The organism is Emticicia fontis (assembly GCF_054779675.1).
Genome location: NZ_BAAGXU010000001.1, coordinates 18537 through 37689, shown reverse-complemented (window position 1 = coordinate 37689; position 19153 = coordinate 18537). Strand labels below are relative to the sequence as shown.

The window sequence follows — 19153 nt, the reverse complement described above, 5'->3', positions numbered from 1 at the left end:
ATAAGGATCAGGAATATTTTAAAAGTGCTATTTTATATACTGGTGATAAGACTATTTAGTTTATTTATTGTGTAGGGGATAAAACCCACACAATTGTCTTTAGATAAATGCAATGCCTCTTGCATACTTTTGCAGGAGGCATTGCTATTTATTTACAATCAAATTTTTAAACCAAAGGCTTTTTTGTATAATTGCGAGCATTCTCTGCAATTATTTCTAAGCCGCCATAACTTTTCATTTATCAGCTTATATTTCTCCTCTTATGAAAAAAACTATTGCATTTATTCTCTTTACCCTTCTGGCAAGCAATTCATTCGCTCAGAACCTCCCCAATAAAAAACTGAACATCCGGATAAACAAGAATGTCGAATTGTTAGGCTTAGCCTATTTTATTGGTTTTGAAGGTGTTGACATTGAAACCAAAACTATGGATGTAAGGGGCAAGAAAATGCCTAAAAAAGACTGGCACAATTACGGGTATTTCATCTATGAAAAGTACAAGAAATATGCTGCCAACGAAAGCCTGCTGAATGGCTTTACAGTAGCCGACCACTTATGGCTAGATTACCTGATTGCCCTTCTAGTGCAGGTAGATGATTTCCCGAATGCTAAACTAACCGTTGCCGTCCCTGAATCTTACTATATCAATTTCTCCAAGAAAAAGAACCTTGCAGAAGCCAAAGAGAATACCAAAATCTTTCTTGATGCACTCAACACCTTTTATACTCAAATCAACTTCAACCAATACCTGCTTGATTCAAAAACATATTATGATACAGCACTTGAAGAAGTAAGAGAAGGTCTTCCAAAAACAGATTTTATCAGCACAATGGAGGGGTTTTATAAGAGTAGTTTTGATACCTATACTTTAGTGCCTAGTCTGACAATTCCGAAGGGCATGGGTTTTGGTGTAAAATATACTTCCGCCGGAAAGAGCCATGTTTTTAATGTGTTTGGTGCACTTGATTTCCAGACTTTCCAGAATACCAGCAATCTGCAAATGGGTTTTGCCAATAAACAGGAAATACGCGAACTGAGTGTGCATGAGTTCGGGCATTCGTTTGTAAATCGTAGTGTAGACAAATTGCCTGAGAAATTAATTGTAGATACTGAACCCTTGTTGGAGCCTATAAGACAGGCGATGTCGAATCAGGGATATAATACCTGGCGGGCTTGTTTATATGAACATTTTACAAGAGCGGGAGAGATTATGATTGCCGGAAAAATGGGTGATACCGAAGGCGCGAAAAAACTCCAGAATGAGTATATGCAGGAAAGACATTTCAACTATATCCCGATAATCCTGATAGAATTAAGGAAATATGAAAGCGGTCAGTACAAAACATATGATGAAGCCGTGCTGGCTGCTATGAATGCTATTGCTAAGCAAGGATAGCTAACGTATATTTGAAGCAGCAACCACGAGTTTTAATTACTAAAGACTACTTTTATGAAAAACACAAACCTGAACCAACTGAGCGTAGAAGAATTAAAGAAAAAAGAGAAAGAATTGAAAGGAGTTCTGGGAGGATTGATCGGTATGGCAATTGTTCTGGCAGGGGCCATCGTTTTTTTAATTACCAGAACCGGAGTATCGGCTATCCCTATTTCATTGTCGGTAGTTTTGTTGAGTTTAATAACACTTTGTTTAGTAAATAAGAAGAATCTTGAGGGTATTAAAACAGAGCTTGCTTCGAGAGAAGGTAATAGGCTGACTTGAAATATATAGGTGATAGTGCAGGATATAAATAACTGTTTTGCATATTAAATCTATTTGGATTCTCCTTTGGTGGTACAGGTTTTTTATGGGGATTATTAAATCCATTTAACTTTTAAAACAAGTTGCCATGAAAAACCACATCACACAAATTGTTAAACGAACGGGTGAAAAACTGAGGAAACTATTCATAGATAGTCTTAAAGATATATATTGGGCCGAAAAAAAACTCATACAATATTTACCCAAATTTGCCAGAGCAGCTACATCAGAAGACTTACAGGTAGTTTTTGAAACACATTATACCGAAACGTTAGAGCATGTAAATCGTCTTGAAAAAGTATTTAAAATGATTCATGAACCGGCAAAAACAAAGAAATGTCCGGCTATGGTAGGTTTATTAGACGAATGTAACGAAATCATTGCTTCTACCGAAGAAAACAGTATTGTAAGAGATTGCGGGCTTATTTTTTCTACCCAGAAAGTAGAGCATTATGAAATTGCCTCTTATGGTACTTTAAGAACCATTGCACATATGTTGCGATACAAAGAGGCTGCCGGGTTACTGCAAATAACACTAGACGAAGAGATTTATGCAGATAATAAATTAACCGATCTGGCAGAAGCATATATCAATATGGAAGCAGTGCTCGAATAAAGCAGATACCAGGTTTTATAGCTCAAAAAATAAACCTTGCTACTAAGCAAGGTTTATTTTTTATGCGTATATACCGGAATTTCTCACCCCGCTTTATTAATTTCATCTAATTCTTTCTCCTTTACTTTGGCATCTAAACCCTCTTTTTTAATGCCTAAACGGATATTAAAAAACAGGCTCATATATATATTAGCTATCCAGACTAATGAAAAAACGGCAATTACATACCCTCGCCAGTCGGTAAATAAAAGCTGATAATCCGTAATAATGATAAATAGTATACTGACATAAAAACTAAAGCAGTATTCACAGGTGAAAATATAAAAAAACTTCCTTTGCAATAGCTTTTTGGCTGTTTGACTCTGTTTTTGGCAGTATTCGCGGGGTTCTCTGAAAATCTCTTCATGTGTAACTGTCCATGCAACGCAAGCGATAGGAATTGCCAATACAAAAAGCCAGATGATTTGTGTGTAAAGTGCCATAGAATGAGAGGATTATGATAATTCTACGAAATCTACCCGAAAACTATATTCCATTATGTTTTGGGGATTTATTTCCCCAAAAAACGCATAGATATAATTGTTTCTGCTGTTGAGGCATTTTATAATTATTCAGCCAAATACTGGTGGCATTAGAAATAATCAGATTCCGTGTTTTTCCGCTATGAAATACGGGTTTTCCCTCTATTAAAATTGGGTAGTTAAATCTATTTTTGTTGCCCGATCTGCTGTTGAAGCCATGAAACTTAAACCAGATAATCATGAATAAAATAGTAGTGTCTTCCATTCTTGTATTCTTTGTACTGGGTTGTGGGCTGAAACGAACCATTCAGGACACCGCTCAGGATCTTACTAATAATACAGCAGCAATGATAGACGATGCCATTGATGAAATCTCACATCAATCAGAATCATGGCAGTCTACCTTGCAGGAGTTGAGTGAAAAACTCACAGACGAAGCCCAGAGTACTATACGCACCGAAGTGCAGAATCTTGCCAACCGTACAATTGCGGCCGCAGGCTCTGAAATCCGGTGTAATGTCGATTTTTTAGGAGCAAGAGTAATACAAGCCCTGCAACGTATAAAAGCAGAGTTATTAAAGCAACCCATTCCAGAGCGTACACCTGCCATTTGTCAGGTAATACCCACAGCTATTGATATGAACCTGACACCTAACCGAAGGAATAAGGTAGATATTTCAGGATATGATTTTGATAACCAGCCCTTAAAACTCTTTCTGATTACCAATAATAATCAGAAAATCGATGTAACAAATGCCATTAATCGCTTATCGCATTACCATATAGTGTTGAACCTGGGAAGCAATGGTGTATTGCTGAATGAAAATAGCGGCCGGTTGGTTTTAGAATACAAAGACAACCAGATGTCTTCTATTGCTATTACCCAACCTGTAATTCCTGATTGTAAACAAGAAGAAAAATCATTTGCACCTGATGTAATTACATTCGTACCGCCACATACCCGGGGAGATAGAGAATTTAATGCAAATGGCCCGAATGTAACAGCAAGTGTGAATATTTACGTAGATGGCAATACCATTAAAGCCCGTGTTTATATGAAAGCCAGCGAAACCAAAAGCGATTGGTCAACGGCTATGGGTTCTGGTATTTATACGATTTATACTGCCCCATCAAACCGAAGGATCCTAGGTATCGTAAGTGATAAAGAAACCAGTACAAGTTATATAGATAGTGGGCACTCTGAAGATTTCTTTGAGAAAGGAAATGGAGAGTTGATTCAAAGATTTGCCTTTGTAGGTGATACAGACGGTGATGAAGCCGGAACACGAACCCGCGTAAAAGTGACTTTTAACAGGGTAGTAGTAAAACTAAAAGAAATAGGCAATTGTAAAGAATAGATTGTTTGTTGAATCGGTGAAACAGCGAAGCGCGATTTGCTTACGTGCTGGAAAAATATATCAAATGAAACAAGTGTAGTAAATGTTAGATGCCCTGAAATGCTTTGTTGGGAACATTTCAGGGTTTTCTTTTGGCCACTCAATAGAATTATAGTGCTATTAGCCCGATTAAATTATTGATTGTTGCTTACTCCCCCCATATTTGTTCCGAAATAGCTATACATACTTTAATTATTATCGGATATGATATTATTCTGGATTTTCTGGGGGATAGATGCCATTGTGGCTCTAATAGCCTTGTATTTCTTTTTTATTGGCCTGGCAGATGGTTCTGTTTCTTCTGTCAATATGAGTCTCTGGCTGGTTTTATTAGGAGCACTGGCAGCAATACTCTTCGGTACACTTGCCCTGAAAGCCGCAGGTAATTTATTATTTGCAAAAATACTGGCCGGAGTTTTAGCCATACCAGCCATTCTTTTTGCACTGTTCTTTCTTATCCTGATTGCCTCTGGTCAGAAATGGAATTGATCATTGGCTCTTATTTACCTTTGTCCATAAAACGGTCATAAGCCCCGATAGCACCCCTAGCATAAGCCAGTAAATCGGTGCATCTATTAGTAAGACCAATTGTGGAACTATGCTAGGGTTACGGGCATTAATCTGTTGCTTTTCGGCCAGATGGTTTTCGAGATAATCTTTCGTTAAAATAAGATGCGTGAGCGTAATACTAATACTAAGTACCAAAGCATACCAGAAACCTGTCCAGAAATGTTTTTTTGTATCTGCTTTTGCTGCAAAGTAGCCAATACTTACAATCAACACAGGCCATAGAAAAAGCTCAAATTCGGCAACTAATACATAAATAGTAAACAGCCCGATGGCTATACCAGCAACTATGGCGTATAGATAGTTTTTATACATGGCTAAGTATCGATTACTTAGTTTCTTCTACTCCCTATCAGGTATATACACATGAAAAGTAGCACCAATATTTGGTCTACCAAAAACCTCAATAAGTCCTTCATGATTCTGAACCACCTTGCGGCAGATAGTCAGGCCGATACCCGTACCTGAATATTCTGTCTTTCCGTGCAGACGCTGGAAAAGTTCAAAAATCTTGTTCTCATATTGTTGTTCAAATCCTATTCCATTATCAGTAAAGCTCAGTTTCCAGTATTTCCTATTATTAATAGCCCTCGGGTCATTAATATCTTCGCCCATCATCAGCGTAACCTTAATTACAATGTGTGGAGCTACGTCTTTCTTACTATACTTAATTGAATTAGAAAGAATATTAGAAAACAACTGATAAAACTGTGTGGGTATAATATTCAGCGTCGGTAAATCATCTGAATCTATAATTGCTTTCTTCTCTTCAATTCTCTCGCTCAGGCTTTGCTTGGCTTCATCCAGCAGAACATTCAAATCGGTTTTGGCAAAAATGGCCTCATCGGTTGTCATACGTGAGAAATTCAGCAAATCTGCCAACAGACTCTTCATCCGTTGTGTTGATCTGATAATGCGTGAGAAATAATCTTTGGCAGTATCAGACAACTCTTCTTTCAGTAGAATACGCTCAGTAAATGCTTCAATCTTATACAATGGATCACCCAAATCATGAGAAGCAATATAGCTGAATGAAGCCAGTTCTGCATTGCTATGCTCTAGTTCAATATTTTTGCTTTCGAGTTGCTGATAGGTTTCTAATAATTTCTGCTCTTTCAATCGTAACTCTGTAAGGTCAATACTGATACAAAGCATACCCGTAATAGTTCCCTTTTTATCTTTGCGCACATCACCTTTTGAATAAATGTAGCGCAGCGTGCCTTGCTTATCGTAGCGACGATACTCCGTTTCAAAAGCCTCTCCTGTAGTTCTCGATTTTTCAATAGCCTCTCCCAACTTCTCAATATCATCCGGATGAACATGACCAAAAGTGATGAAGTCTATCACAATTTCTTTCGGCTTATAGCCATATAAACGATAGTTTTCGTCTGACCACTGAATGGTATTTGTGGCAAAATCAATCTCCCAGCTACCAATTTTACCAATACGTTGCGATTCTGACAACTGCGCCTCACGTAGCTGGAGATTTCTGTTCAGTAATACGTCTTCAGTAATGTCCTGCAAACTGGCCACCAGCATACTTTCTGTACCCAGATTCAGAATACTGCCCGTACCTTTAATATACTTAAGCGCCCCATCTTTGGTATAAGCCCTGAACGAAAGCTCACTGATTTTTTTCTTACCCAGCGGCTTTTTAATGATTTTCTCAATATCCGGCAGATCATCAGGGTGTACAAAACTGGCGAGTTTTTTTACTGTCGGAGTAAACTCCTTAGGTTTATACCCAAAAATACGGAACAGGTTATCAGAGTATGTAAATTCATCGGTTTGCAGGTTCCAGGTCATGCTACCCATTTTAGAACTTACCTGCGCACCCTCAAACGCTTTATTTTGTATAATCAACTGTTTATTCAGTTCCTCTAACTGCGCCTGCGTGCGGCTCAGGTGTTCCTGACGGTTAATCAATTCCTGATTCATGCTAATCAGTTCTTCATTACCCGATTGCAACTCTTCCTTAGAGGTTTCCAGCTCTTCATTCAGGGTTTGCAGTTCCTCGCTGCTACTCAATAATTCCTCGTTGGCATTCTGCAATTCTTCGTTAGCCGCTTCCTGGCTTTCGGTGATATTCAGAATGTCCTGACGTATCTGGGCCAGTTCTTTCTCTAATTGCTCAATATGGAGCTCAGCCAGACTCTTTTTGGTTTTAGTATTACCTCTTTTATAAGTTTCCTGTTCAACTGGAAGAATGGCTCTTTTGCTGAATACAATCAGAAAATGCAGCGCAACCGATTGCAGCAGAGGAATCACCTCTATCGAAACCAGATAAGAGTCACTGCCATGTTTAACCAGTATATTTTCTTTGGTTACGGTTTCTTTCTCAATATGTGCCTTGTGCAACAGGTTACGTAAATCAAATGCCAGTTCTTTGCGAACCATTTTCAATACGTTCAGACTAGCCTTACCCGGCGACGGCATAAAAAACAAAGAAGTATCGCCCCTGAAATGAATAATATCGTTCTGATCGCTGACAATGACACATGGTGGGGTATAATGATTTAATAGTATCTCATCAGCATTTTTCTGGAAATCAGTCTGACTTATCATGGGTGTATGGATGGTATCGGGTTTATAGTTTCTGGTTTCGTCCATACTTTCATGAGTGTCTTGGGTAAAATGACTAGTGGTATATTTTCGGCTAAAGAATTTATCATGGTTGCTGATAAGTGTAAACAAATCTGACACTACATTGGCTGTTTCAGATTTGCCCAACCACAAGACCCCTTTCTCTTTCAATGCATAATGAAATGTGGTAAGGGCTTTTTTCTGTAAGAATGTAGTCATATAAATGAGCACATTCCGGCATGAGACCAGATCTATCTTTGAAAACGGAGGGTCTTTCAGAAAGTTATGCACGGCAAATACACAACTGTTTCTTACAGCCTTGTTTATCTGATACGTACTACTGTCAAGCTTAATAAAATAAGCATCCAGTAAATGCGGAGGAATTGTGGCTACATCCAAGGCATTATAAACACCAGAGCGGGCTTTTGCAATATTACTCTCCGATATATCGGTAGCAAAGACCTGAATCCTGATGTCTGGGGCTGTGTGTGCCAGAAACTCGTGCAGACTAATGGCGATAGAATAGGCTTCTTCACCTGACGAACAGCCTGCTACCCATACCCTGATAGTACTCTGGCTTAGTTTATTCTCAAGCAGGTGTGGAAATACCCTTTCAGTTAAAGCCTGAAAAGTTTTAGAATCACGGAAGAAAGAGGTAACAGGAATCAGAAAATCCTTTAAGAGTTGTTCCAGTTCTTCTTTATTGGTTTTCAGTAATTCGTAATATTCTGCTACATCTTCGCAACGGCAAAGGCCCAATCGGCGGGCAATGCGTCTGCGTAGGGTAGATTCTTTATAATAGCTGAAATCAATGCCTTTGTGCTGGCGGATAAAGAAGATAATCTGCTTTAATACCTCTTCATAACTACGTGGAATTGCCTTCTCGTCTTCATCAGGATAGTTTTTATTGACTACCTGTTGTAGTTTCATTAATTGTTCCGGCATTTTTTCGGCAGGGAGCACAAAGTCTACCACTTTAGCCTCAATAGCGCTTTGAGGCATATCTGGGAAATTAGCTGTTTCGGGCTCTTGTACAAAGGTGATACCTCCACATTTTTTAATGGCTTCCAATCCTAAAGTGCCATCGTTTCCTTTGCCTGACAACACAATCCCTACGGCATTATTCTGATGTATTTCTCCTAAAGAATGAAAGAAAATATCAATAGAATACACGATTGGATTCTCTTCATTGCGAGGCAATAATTTTAAAGTGCCCTCATCAGTGATTAATATCTTGTTTTCGGGAATGGTATAGATGTGGTCGGGTTTTATATCGACCTCATCTGTTATTTCCACAACCGGTAAATCGGTATCATTAGATAATATTTCGGGCAGGAGGCTTTCGTGGTCGGGTGGCAAATGTAATACCAATACATAAGCCATACCTGAGTTTTTGGGAATAGCAGCGACAAATTTTTGAAATGCTTCAACTCCTCCGGCAGAAGCTCCCAAACCAACTATTGTGAAATCGTGTGGGGCTTTCGGCAGAGATGCAGGACGTTTTTTACTCATAATGGACAAGGGTTAGTCAAGTCTAATGGGTAAGCTTATTGCTGAAAAATTTCAGTAAAACTTTCATGTTTAGGAGAAACCAAAGTTAGATATTTTTTTTAAATTTTCCTTAAAATTATTCAGTACACCCATACTGATTTTATATTTCGGGTATCATTCAGCGGATTATAAACAAGTTATAAACCTGATATTGTCTTATTTGATTAAACCCGAGTGTGTGGCAAATCTTTTTAGGCGATAATTTGTACTATAAACAGACACCATCTTAAATCGCACAAACATGGCATGGAATCCAGATACCTATAATAAATTCAAATCAGAAAGATTTGCTCCGTTTTATGATTGTCTGAATCTCGTTACAATCAGGCAAGGAATTGAGGTAATAGACCTGGGTTGTGGGACAGGAGAATTGACCAGAAAACTGGCGGATGCCTTACCGGAATCAAAAGTAACAGGCATAGACTTTTCGCAGGAAATGCTGAACGACTCAAAGGCGTTTGAGAATGACCGTGTGCAATTTGAACTGAGAACTATTGAGGAAGAAGTAAACCGGAATACAAAGTGGGACTTGGTCTTTTCAAATGCCGCTATCCAATGGGTATACAACCATGAAGAATTATTGCCAAAGATTATTGGGATGGTAAAAACCGGCGGACAATTGGTGATTCAACTACCTAACCAGAACCAGAATTTATCCAACCTTATTCTGGATGAACTGGCAGCAGAAGAACCCTTTTGCACAGCCTTACAAGGATGGACACGAAACTCTCCTGTATTGGATATTGAAAGATATGCTCAGATATTTTTTGAAAATGGCAGCCAGCAAATGACCGTCTTCGAAAAGATTTATCCGTTGGTGCTAAAAGATTCTGATGCACTATTTGATTGGGTATCAGGCACAGCCCTGATTCCTTATATAGAAAGACTGAACGGAGAAGTGAAAGAACAATTTATTGCGGCCTATAAAGCCCGTTTGAGAAGCAGATTCACGGGTTCGCCTGTATTCTACCCGTTTAAGCGGATAATTATGGAGTCGAAATTTTAATCCCCTTAGCTCAGATTGTATTCATTCATATAGTATCTTTGAAAGATTTTATATTTGAATTTTACAACAAGCATATGGAAGCAGTTTCAATTGAAGAATTTTACAAGCAAACAAGCTACAAGAATGATGATGGCGATGTGATTTCGCTTCTACCTAAAGATTATAGTCGCGAAATAGGGCATTTTAATGTATTCAGCATTGCTGAAATGACCCGACAAATCAGAGAAAAACAGGTAATGCCTTATAATCGGCGGGCTTATTATAAAATAAGTCTGATCAGAGGCAGAAACAAGGCTGAGTATGCCGATAAGGTGATTGATATTGACAAGAATGCCCTGTTATTTGCTTCACCCAAAATCCCTTATCATTATGTGCCAAAAGACACCAACCAATCAGGGCATTTCTGTGTTTTTACCGATGAGTTTTTAATCAAAAACAAAAGTGGAGTAGTATTAGACGACCTGCCGATTTTTAAATCAGGTGGCTATCCGGTCTTCCAACTGACGGACGAAGAGGTAGAGGAAATAAATTATATCTTCAAAAAAATGCACAAAGAATTGGTGTCTGACTATACCTACAAGTATGACCTGATTCGTAATTATGTGCTTGAATTGATTCATTACGGGCAAAAACTACAACCGCTTACGGCACTTTATACCAGCCACAATGCCGCTGCCCGCGTGTCTTCTTTATTTATTGAATTATTAGAGCGCCAGTTTCCGATTGAGTCTCCGCAACAGAAATTGAGCCTGCGCACTGCGAAAGATTATGCCGATAGATTGGCCGTGCACGTAAATCACCTGAATAAGGTTCTGAAAGAAAATACAGGCAAAACGACCACTGACCTGATTAGCGGCAGGATTATCAGAGAAGCCAAGATATTATTGAAACAAACCGATTGGAATGTGTCAGAGATTGCCTATTCTTTAGGTTTTGAAGAAGTAGCACATTTTTCCAACTTCTTCAAGAAGCAAACCTCGCTTACGCCACTGGGTTTTCGTGCATGATTTGATTTTTGCAAATAATGAATTGATAATTGTAATAGATAAGCGCTATTTTTATAGGAACTTGTATCTTTCCACATATCGTCATCAAACCCAAAACAACAGAAGGTTATCAAAGAAAATACAATTACTACCAGTTTATTCATTCTATGTTAATCTTGTAGGTATTTAATTACACCCTCCTGTCTCGGCCTTGAATACTGTACCATTATCAGCCTTAAATCCGGCATTTAATAAAATGCTTTTTGCCTGATAGGTAACATTAGCAGTACCCGTAACAAAGTTAGTAGCCGTAATATTGCCATTGTCTGCTTTTGCTCTTTTTAAAACAGTTCCATTGGTATAATTCTGATTAGGATTTGCCAATACAAATGCTTGTGGGCAGCTATCAAGTGTAAGCATCACACGATTCGAACTGAGACTCATGCAACCTGCTGACTGACAAACAGCCCAGTAACTGGTAGAGACAGGAGGCATATCGACTAAAGGATTGACAGTTGAAGAATTAAACCATTTTAAAGTATTACCAGCGCTACAATTACTGGCTGTAAGAGTAGTTGTTTCACCTTGTTCTAAAGTCGTTGGATTTGCGATAATAACAGGCGGAGCAGGACGTGGATGAACGGTAACATTAAGAGAGGCACTTTGTTGATAAACGCTATCACTACAAAGCTTCTGGAAAGTAGCATTTACTGTATAAACACCACTCATATGAGTATTAATATTAGCAATCTGATCATATCCTGCAGCAGATGAATAAGATAGAGTTCCATAATATTTATAGTCATTAGGTCCTTCGAATGAGTAAGAAAGTATAGAACCATTGGTAGCTTTAATAATAAATAGACTACTTCCTCCTTCACATAAATTACTGTTTACCGAAAAATCCAGCTCAGGAGTAGTTGTATTAGTGTTGATGCCAACAAATGTAGTAGCAGTGAGTGTGCCAATGCATGCAGTTGATGTTGCAGTTACCGTATATACTCCCGAAACAGATTCGCTTAAATTAGTAATAGAAACATAATCACTATTATTTGTAAATCTATTCGGGCCTGTCCAGGTATACGAGTAATTACCTCCTAAAGAAGTCAATCTGGCGCTTAAATAAACATGGCTTCCAGGGCAACCGAGAAAAGTTGAGCTCCCATTACTAGAGGCTGTTAGAGTGCAGGTAGAAGAGCAATCGTTGATTACTACCTTTGTAGTGGCTACAAATGGTTCTGAACAAGCTCCGCTTATATCGGTTAATGTAAGCGTATAGATTCCTCCCATATCCGCCGTAGCATTGTATGAAATTAGTGGCTGGCTGGTTTCATTTCTGAAATGATTGGGGCCTGTCCAGACAGCACTGAGATTGTTGGGAAGAGATGCGTTATATAATCGGAGTGTAAGATCTCTTCCTAAGCAAGCTGTCTGAATTGAGTCTACCTGTATCCCAGGTTGCCGCTTAATAAAAACAGGAACAGATGAAGTATAAGTACCGTCACAACCGCCTGTAAAAGTAGCAGTTAAGGTATAAATTCCACCTGAACCAATATTGTTAACAGTCGGTCGGGCATCTGTGCTGGTATAGCCGTCGGGGCCTGTCCATAAATAATTTACTGAGGTATTTCCTAAAGGATTAGTTGAATATAATAGGGTAGCAGAGTTGCCTGCACAAGTATATGGAGCTGAATAACTTGTAAGCAATTCGGGATTTTTACCTACGTTAACTGCTACTTCAGATGTATAAGTGCCTTTACAACCATTGGCTAAATCAGCCGTTAGCGTATAAAAACCGGCCTTGGCCGTAGTAAGGTCGTTAATAGTCGGATTCCTTTCATGACTGATATAATTATCAGGACCGTTCCAGGTGTAGTTAATAATAGTTGAACCTGCAATTGTTTCAGTAGAAGAGCCATTAATAAACGCAAATAAATCTACCGAATTGCTCTCACAAAGCATTGCACTTGTAGATGCACCAGCACTTATTGTGGGCGGGTTCATGGTTATTGCTGTAGTAGCCGTAGAAATACCGCAGGTACCAAAATTGGCAGTAACAGTATAAGTGCCTCCCGACTTTTCTGTCAGTAGTAGAGACGGATTTTGTTTATTGCTTGAAAAATCGTTTGGACCAGTCCATGCATAAGTCGCAGTTAAATTTACCGGAGAATTCCACGCTACTTTAAGCTCAGTATTTGTGCCGGGACAACTACTATAGCCCCCATTATGCGACACATTTAAAGTAATAGGATTGACACTTAAATGAGTAGTGGCCGTTTGAATGTCTCCACACCCTGAATTGACAGTAACAGTATATATACCCCCATGAGAGCTATTTGCATTCGTAATAGTAGGATTCTGTGAGTCGCTGCTGAGACCATTAGGGCCTCTCCATGCATAAGTTGCATTGTAAAAAGTGCTGTTTGCAACCAGATTGATTGTACCACAAAGACTAGTTGAATTAGCAGGATTGACCCATATTACATTAGGCTTAACTATAACCTCAGTAGTAGCTGTTTTAGTTTCTCCACAGCCAAAATCTACTGTGAGTGTATAGATTCCTGCTTTATCGTTAGTCGCAGTAGAAATACTGGTATTAGCCTGAGAACTGGTAAAACCATTCGGCCCTTTCCAGTTATAGATACTTCTTGAACTATAAGTGGTATTTGAATTTAAACTAATAGTACCGCAAAGATAAGCTGATGTAGAAGGCTCTACTGATAAAGTATTAGGAGTTACATTTACAAAGGTGGTTGCGGTTCTTGTTTCTCCACAGCCAAAGTCGACAGTTAATGAGTAAATCCCTGCATTCGCATTTCTAATATTATTAATAGATAGATTGGGCATTGAACTACTAAAACCATCAGGCCCTGTCCAGACATAAGTTCTTTGTTGCGTATAAGAAGCAGAGGCATTTACATTAATATTACCGCAAAGATTGGCTGTCACAGGTGAAGTGAGCGATAAAGTATTTGAGTTTACTGTTAACCTGGTGGTTGCTGTCTGCACATCACCACAGCCAAAATTAACGGTAAGCGTATAAATTCCTGCATTCGCATTAGAAACTGTATTAAGCGTAAGATTACGGCTGGTACTGCTAAAGTTATTTGGCCCTACCCACGAATAAGTCATCGAAGAGGTAGTGCTTCCGTAGGGGGAAATATCTACTATACCACAAATATTACCAGGTGTAATTGCCGGGAGAGACAAGCTATTGGTATTTACAGTCAATTGTGTAGTAGCTGTCTGTATATCACCGCAGCCAAAATTAACAGTTGCAGTATATATACCCGCACTGGCATTTGTGACACTGCTGATAGACGGGTTATTTACAGTACTTGTAAAACCATTAGGACCTGCCCAGGCATAAGTAGTTCCATAGGTTGAATTGGTATTGAGATAGAAATTAGCTCCACCACAAAGGAGGGCTGAATGCGCTGATTGTAGTGAAAATGTATTGGGATTAACTTTTACAAAGGTAGTGGCTGTCTGGGTCTGCCCACAACCAAAATTAACTGTGAGTGTATAAAATCCTTCATTTGCTTTCGTGACATTTGTAATAGAAGTACTAAGTGCAGTACTGCTAAAACCATTTGGCCCTGCCCATGAATATATACGGGAAGAAGTATACGAAGTTGTGGCGTATAAATTGATTGTTTTACAGATTTCTACAGAAACAGAAGGCTCAAGAGAGATAGTATTTGGCGTGATTGTCAGGTTAGTAGTGACAGTTTGTATATCTCCACAACCAAAATTAACACTGACAGTATAGATACCCGCGTTGTCACTATCCGCATTGTTGATAGATGGACTAATTAAAGTGCTGCTAAAACCATTGGGTCCTGTCCAGGCATAAGTTGTTGAAGAGGTATAACTAGTGGTGACATACAGGCTTTTTGAACCACAATGATTCACTGAAAACGACGGATTAATAGATATAGTATTAGGATTAACAGATAACTGAGTTGTAGCCGACTGTATATCACCACAACCAAAATTAACGGTGAGTGTATAAATTCCTGTGTCAGCATTTGTAACGTTGTAAACAAAAGGAGAGCCCAGAGTGCTATTAAAACTATTTGGTCCAACCCATGAATAGGTTCGTGATGAAGTTGTGGTTGTAGTAGCAGATAAGTTTACCAGACCGCATAAATTAGTTGAAAAAGATGGATTTAAGGTTATAGTATTAGCATTAACTGTCAGATTGGTTGTGGCTGTCTTGATATCATTACAGCCGAAGTTAACCGTGACAGTATAAACCCCGGCGTTATTAGTGGTTGTATTATTGATAGTCGGATTACTTAATGCACTGCTAAAACCGTTGGGTCCCGCCCAGGAATAAGTATGGGATGGCCCGATACTAGCAGCGGCATATAAACTGGTGGTACCACAAATAGTAACGGGATTATATATCCCGGCAGTTAAAACGTTATCATTAATAGTAAGGTTGGTAGTAGCTGTTTTGATATCTCCACAACCAAAATTAACCGTAATTGTATAAATTCCGGCGCTTGCAGATGTGGCATTAGTAATACTCGGGCTTAGTTGTGTACTAGTAAAATTATTAGGCCCAGTCCATAAATAGGTAGTAGTCGGCGTGGCATTGGCATTGGCTGATAAATTTACTGTCGAACAATTACTTACTGCAAAAGCTGGATTTACCGTGAGCGTATTAGAAGAAACTGTAAGACTCGTAGTAGCTGTTTTGATGTCTCCACAGCCAAAATTAACTGTAACTGTATAAATTCCGGTATTGGCAGGCGCCACATTTGTAATACTCGGATTGCTGGCTGTACTGCTAAAACCATTTGGCCCCGTCCAGAGGTAAGTCATAGAGGCTGTTGGGTTATTATTGATATATAAATTAGCAGTGCCGCAAAGATTTGCCGAAAAAGAAGAGTTTATCGAAATATTGTTGGTATTAAGCGTAAGCCTGGTAGTAGCAGTTTGTATGTCGCCACACCCGAAATTTACCGTAGCCGTATAAATCCCGGCTGCTGTTGAAGGTACGTTATTGATAATAAGATTGCTCGACGAACTACTAAAGCCATTAGGGCCAGCCCAGGAGATAGTACGGTTATTAGTATGGTCAGCATTAACATATAAATTGGCTGTATTGCAAAGATTAGCCGAGAAAGAAGGATTAATAGATAAATCATTGGGGTTAACGGTGATATTAGTAGTTGCAGTTCTGCTATCGCCACAACCAAAATTAACGGTAACTGTATAGATGCCGGCATTAGCTGCAGTAGCATTAGTAATTGTGAGGTTATTGGCTGTACTACTAAATCCGTTGGGGCCACTCCATAAGTAAGTACGCGATTGAGTAGATGTAGCCTCAGGAAAAATATTGGCAGTATTGCAATAGCGTAATGAATAGGAGGGGTTTAGAGATAAATTAGTAGGGTTAATGGTCAGATTAGTAGTTGCAGTTTGTGAATCGCCACAGCCAAAGTTGACAGTAACCGTATAAATTCCAGCCGCTGCTGCGGGTACATTATTGATAGTTGGGCTACTTGACGAACTACTGAAGCCATTAGGGCCTGCCCATGAAAAAGTACGGGAATTTGTATAGCCGGCACTTAGATAAAAATTAGCTGTGCTACACAGGTTGGCTGAAAAAGATCTGTTAATAGATAGCGAATTAGGATTAACAGTCAGATCGGTAGTAGCAGTTTGTATATCACCACAGCCAAAATTGACAGTTGCAGTATAGATACCTGCGCTGATGGAAGCAGTATTATTAATGGTTGGGTTACGCAAGGTACTGCTGAAGCTATTAGGGCCTTGCCATGAATAGCTGGTGGTAGCAGAAGAACTAGTATTAATATTAAAATTTGTGGTACCGCATATATTGGTCGAAAAAGAGTTATTCAGAGAAATAGTATTTGGGTTTACAGTTACTTTTGTAGTAGCGGTTTGTGTATCACCACAACCAAAATTAACGGTAACTGTATAAACTCCGGCATTAGCGACTGTAGCATTAGTAATAACCGGATTGCTTATCGTACTACTAAAATTGTTGGGGCCAGTCCAGAGATAAGTTCTGCCTTGTGGCTGACTGGAAAGGCCTGCATTCAGATTTATATTATTACAAAGCGTTGTACTCACATTTTGCGTTTCTACTCTATTAGCAGAAATATTTATACTATTGCTGGATTCTGAGCAGTTTCCCGAAATTACCTCAGCTTTGTAAATGCCAGCTGCCTGAGGGATAGTAGAAATAGAGGTTTGACCTGCAACAACAGTATTATCCTTTAACCACCGATAGGTAAAGTTGCCTTCTAAAGCAGTATTAACAGAGATGGCATTGCATACGTAAGTAGAGTTAACATTTAGTGTAGGGTTAACAGAAGAAACAATTTCGATAGCTTCACTTTGAATGATACAATTATTTTGCCCTACAACCCGCACAAAATAGGTACCTATACTGGTTGCTTCATAGGTATTATTAGTGGCTCCTGATATAGCAACAGAATTTTTATACCACTGATAGCTATAGGAATCAGCAGGAAAAACACTGGCTGTTAACGTTGATGAACCATGACATAAAAGATTTGAAGAGCTTGTAACAGAAACAGTATTATTGCATGGAGTGAATCTTTCAAAACGTATAGTTTCGTTAACAATACTTAAATCGAATCTACTATTTAAATCTTTATTGGTTACACCAATACTTCCAGTGGAGTTTTCTAAACCGATGGTTAGTTTATTTCTGTATGGGTTACACACAGTATAATGTGATTCTATTTTTCCGCTCGTTTCATATAACTGAATCTGTACAGAAAACAGACCATCACCGGAATAATTGTGTTTAACATTCTTAAAATTGACAACCAGTATTCTATTGGGTGCAACTCCGGTAGTAAAATAATTAATGGTGGGAGTATCCCGCCCACAATTCCAGTCACTTGAACCAAAAGAAATAACATTATTAGGCTGAAATGTATCCGGAATGGTATGCACCATATAGTTAGCACCGCTTCCGAATGTAATAATACCAGATGAGCTTAAATAAAACTGCGTATAGGTATTTTCGAAAAAAGGAAAATTAAAGCCAATATTAAACGGGCCAACAGAATTATTATAACCCAGGCCTGAAATGGTTGTACCAGTACCCGAAATTTCTGCCACAGGTAGTCCACGGGTAAGTGTATAAGATTGAGCAAATAAGGCATGACTTGCCATTGCCAGTAAAAAAAGCAGTAAATTCTTTTTCATAGTTTATGGAATTAGTAGGTGGAATTTTTATGACTAACCCGGTTTATTTTAAGCGCCTGAAGATTTCTTCAAAAGCAGAAAAGATATTGGAAATTTAGAGAAGTCGATAATTTTTTAGCCACCAGAGTCTTTAGATTTTAGCCAACAAATAATAAAAAAGATTTTTCAAAAGAACTTTGGTCTTTTAATAAAACTTCAATATCCACATCAAGCAAGAATCAGATGCGAATTTAAAAAAATTCTATAAAATTCTATATAAAATTGCTCATCTTTCGCTTTATCGGTACCCATATCTCCTCTTCCGAATCCGGGTCAGCATTTTTGTATTTCGCACCTAGCAATTCAAAATGCGGTCGATCATCAAGCAAATATTCTGAATTCGGCAGCCATGTGCTGAATATATATTGAAATATACTCGTATCATTACTCGAGCCTTTATGCAGAAAAACCGCATATAGTCCACCCACCAATGTAAAAGATTCCATCCCTTCCGGAATAGTATCAAAATCCGCTACCTCAACGGCTGCCCATTTCTCAAAAGAGGCGGTTGGATTGAACGGTTTAAAAAACTCAGGCGTATATATTTGCAGAGAATAAAGTTCAGCGCCAACAGCATTCGTGATAGCTTTGCGGTTGGGCATAAAACTTCTCCATAATTCACCTGTCTTATTATCAGCAAAACACATTGTCAGGTGTTTGCCTATCAGTTTCTTTTCTGGTAATGTTTCGATTCTGGGCTTTATCATAAATTTTGATAGATGTATCTGTCAAAAATAAGCTTATTTCTTCAAAGTAAAAAGTGAATGTCCGCCGTCCGCAAGTGGACATATTTTGTCCGCCAGCGGACGGACACTTTTATGTAAATATGCCTCAGAATGGCCTGTAAGGCCGTTTTTGCCATATGGCATTATATTTGTACGACAAAATAGAAACTAATCACCTAGTC

Annotated in this window: 12 protein-coding genes; 7 read left to right on the top strand and 5 right to left on the bottom strand. The window is 38.7% G+C overall.

Annotated elements, in window-relative coordinates; translation table 11 throughout:
* Positions 1-262: 262 nt before the first annotated feature.
* The 3 genes from ACYVFA_RS00115 to ACYVFA_RS00105 all read left to right on the top strand — a co-directional run bounded on the left by ACYVFA_RS00115 (position 263) and on the right by ACYVFA_RS00105 (position 2375).
* Positions 263-1396: a DUF4932 domain-containing protein gene (locus ACYVFA_RS00115; RefSeq protein WP_460469744.1), complete on the top strand. Its 1134-nt coding sequence runs from the start codon at positions 263-265 to the stop codon at positions 1394-1396.
* Positions 1397-1450: 54 nt separating this feature from the next.
* Positions 1451-1720 (top strand): hypothetical protein, encoded by a 270-nt coding sequence (locus tag ACYVFA_RS00110; RefSeq protein ID WP_460469743.1) that lies wholly within the window; start codon positions 1451-1453, stop codon positions 1718-1720.
* Between the two features lie 127 nt (positions 1721-1847).
* A complete protein-coding gene (locus tag ACYVFA_RS00105) occupies positions 1848-2375 on the top strand; it encodes a YciE/YciF ferroxidase family protein (RefSeq protein WP_460469742.1) in 528 nt (175 codons plus the stop codon).
* An 83-nt stretch (positions 2376-2458) separates the two neighbouring features.
* Here the strand turns inward: ACYVFA_RS00105 and ACYVFA_RS00100 are convergent, their stop codons facing one another.
* Positions 2459-2857: a hypothetical protein gene (locus tag ACYVFA_RS00100; RefSeq protein WP_460469741.1), complete on the bottom strand. Its 399-nt coding sequence runs from the start codon at positions 2855-2857 to the stop codon at positions 2459-2461.
* 278 nt (positions 2858-3135) lie between these two features.
* Between ACYVFA_RS00100 and ACYVFA_RS00095 the strand changes: the two genes are divergently transcribed.
* Positions 3136-4254: a hypothetical protein gene (locus tag ACYVFA_RS00095; RefSeq protein WP_460469740.1), complete on the top strand. Its 1119-nt coding sequence runs from the start codon at positions 3136-3138 to the stop codon at positions 4252-4254.
* Between the two features lie 243 nt (positions 4255-4497).
* Positions 4498-4782 carry an osmoprotectant transporter permease gene (locus ACYVFA_RS00090; protein WP_460469739.1) on the top strand — a complete coding sequence of 95 codons (285 nt, stop codon included), beginning with the start codon at positions 4498-4500 and terminating at the stop codon, positions 4780-4782.
* On the opposite strand, the gene ACYVFA_RS00085 is transcribed toward ACYVFA_RS00090, so the two are convergent.
* Together ACYVFA_RS00085 and ACYVFA_RS00080 are read right to left on the bottom strand one after the other, a co-directional pair.
* Complete coding sequence (locus ACYVFA_RS00085; protein ID WP_460469738.1) at positions 4783-5175, bottom strand: hypothetical protein; 393 nt, start codon at positions 5173-5175, stop codon at positions 4783-4785. It lies immediately after the preceding gene.
* Positions 5176-5202: 27 nt separating this feature from the next.
* A complete protein-coding gene (locus ACYVFA_RS00080) occupies positions 5203-8955 on the bottom strand; it encodes a CheR family methyltransferase (RefSeq protein ID WP_460469737.1) in 3753 nt (1250 codons plus the stop codon).
* A 280-nt stretch (positions 8956-9235) separates the two neighbouring features.
* Here ACYVFA_RS00080 and ACYVFA_RS00075 point away from each other — a divergent pair, with 280 nt between their 5' ends.
* Together ACYVFA_RS00075 and ACYVFA_RS00070 are read left to right on the top strand one after the other, a co-directional pair.
* A complete protein-coding gene (locus ACYVFA_RS00075; RefSeq protein WP_460469736.1) occupies positions 9236-10000 on the top strand; it encodes a class I SAM-dependent methyltransferase in 765 nt (254 codons plus the stop codon).
* A 74-nt stretch (positions 10001-10074) separates the two neighbouring features.
* On the top strand, positions 10075-11007 hold the full coding sequence (locus ACYVFA_RS00070) for a helix-turn-helix domain-containing protein (protein ID WP_460469735.1): 933 nt from the start codon (positions 10075-10077) through the stop codon (positions 11005-11007).
* A gap of 165 nt (positions 11008-11172) precedes the next feature.
* Here the strand turns inward: ACYVFA_RS00070 and ACYVFA_RS00065 are convergent, their stop codons facing one another.
* Both ACYVFA_RS00065 and ACYVFA_RS00060 read right to left on the bottom strand, forming a co-directional pair.
* Positions 11173-18207, bottom strand: coding sequence for a beta strand repeat-containing protein (locus ACYVFA_RS00065; RefSeq protein WP_460469734.1), 7035 nt, complete (start codon positions 18205-18207; stop codon positions 11173-11175).
* A 251-nt stretch (positions 18208-18458) separates the two neighbouring features.
* Positions 18459-18953 carry a GyrI-like domain-containing protein gene (locus ACYVFA_RS00060; protein WP_460469733.1) on the bottom strand — a complete coding sequence of 165 codons (495 nt, stop codon included), beginning with the start codon at positions 18951-18953 and terminating at the stop codon, positions 18459-18461.
* Positions 18954-19153 lie beyond the last annotated feature (200 nt).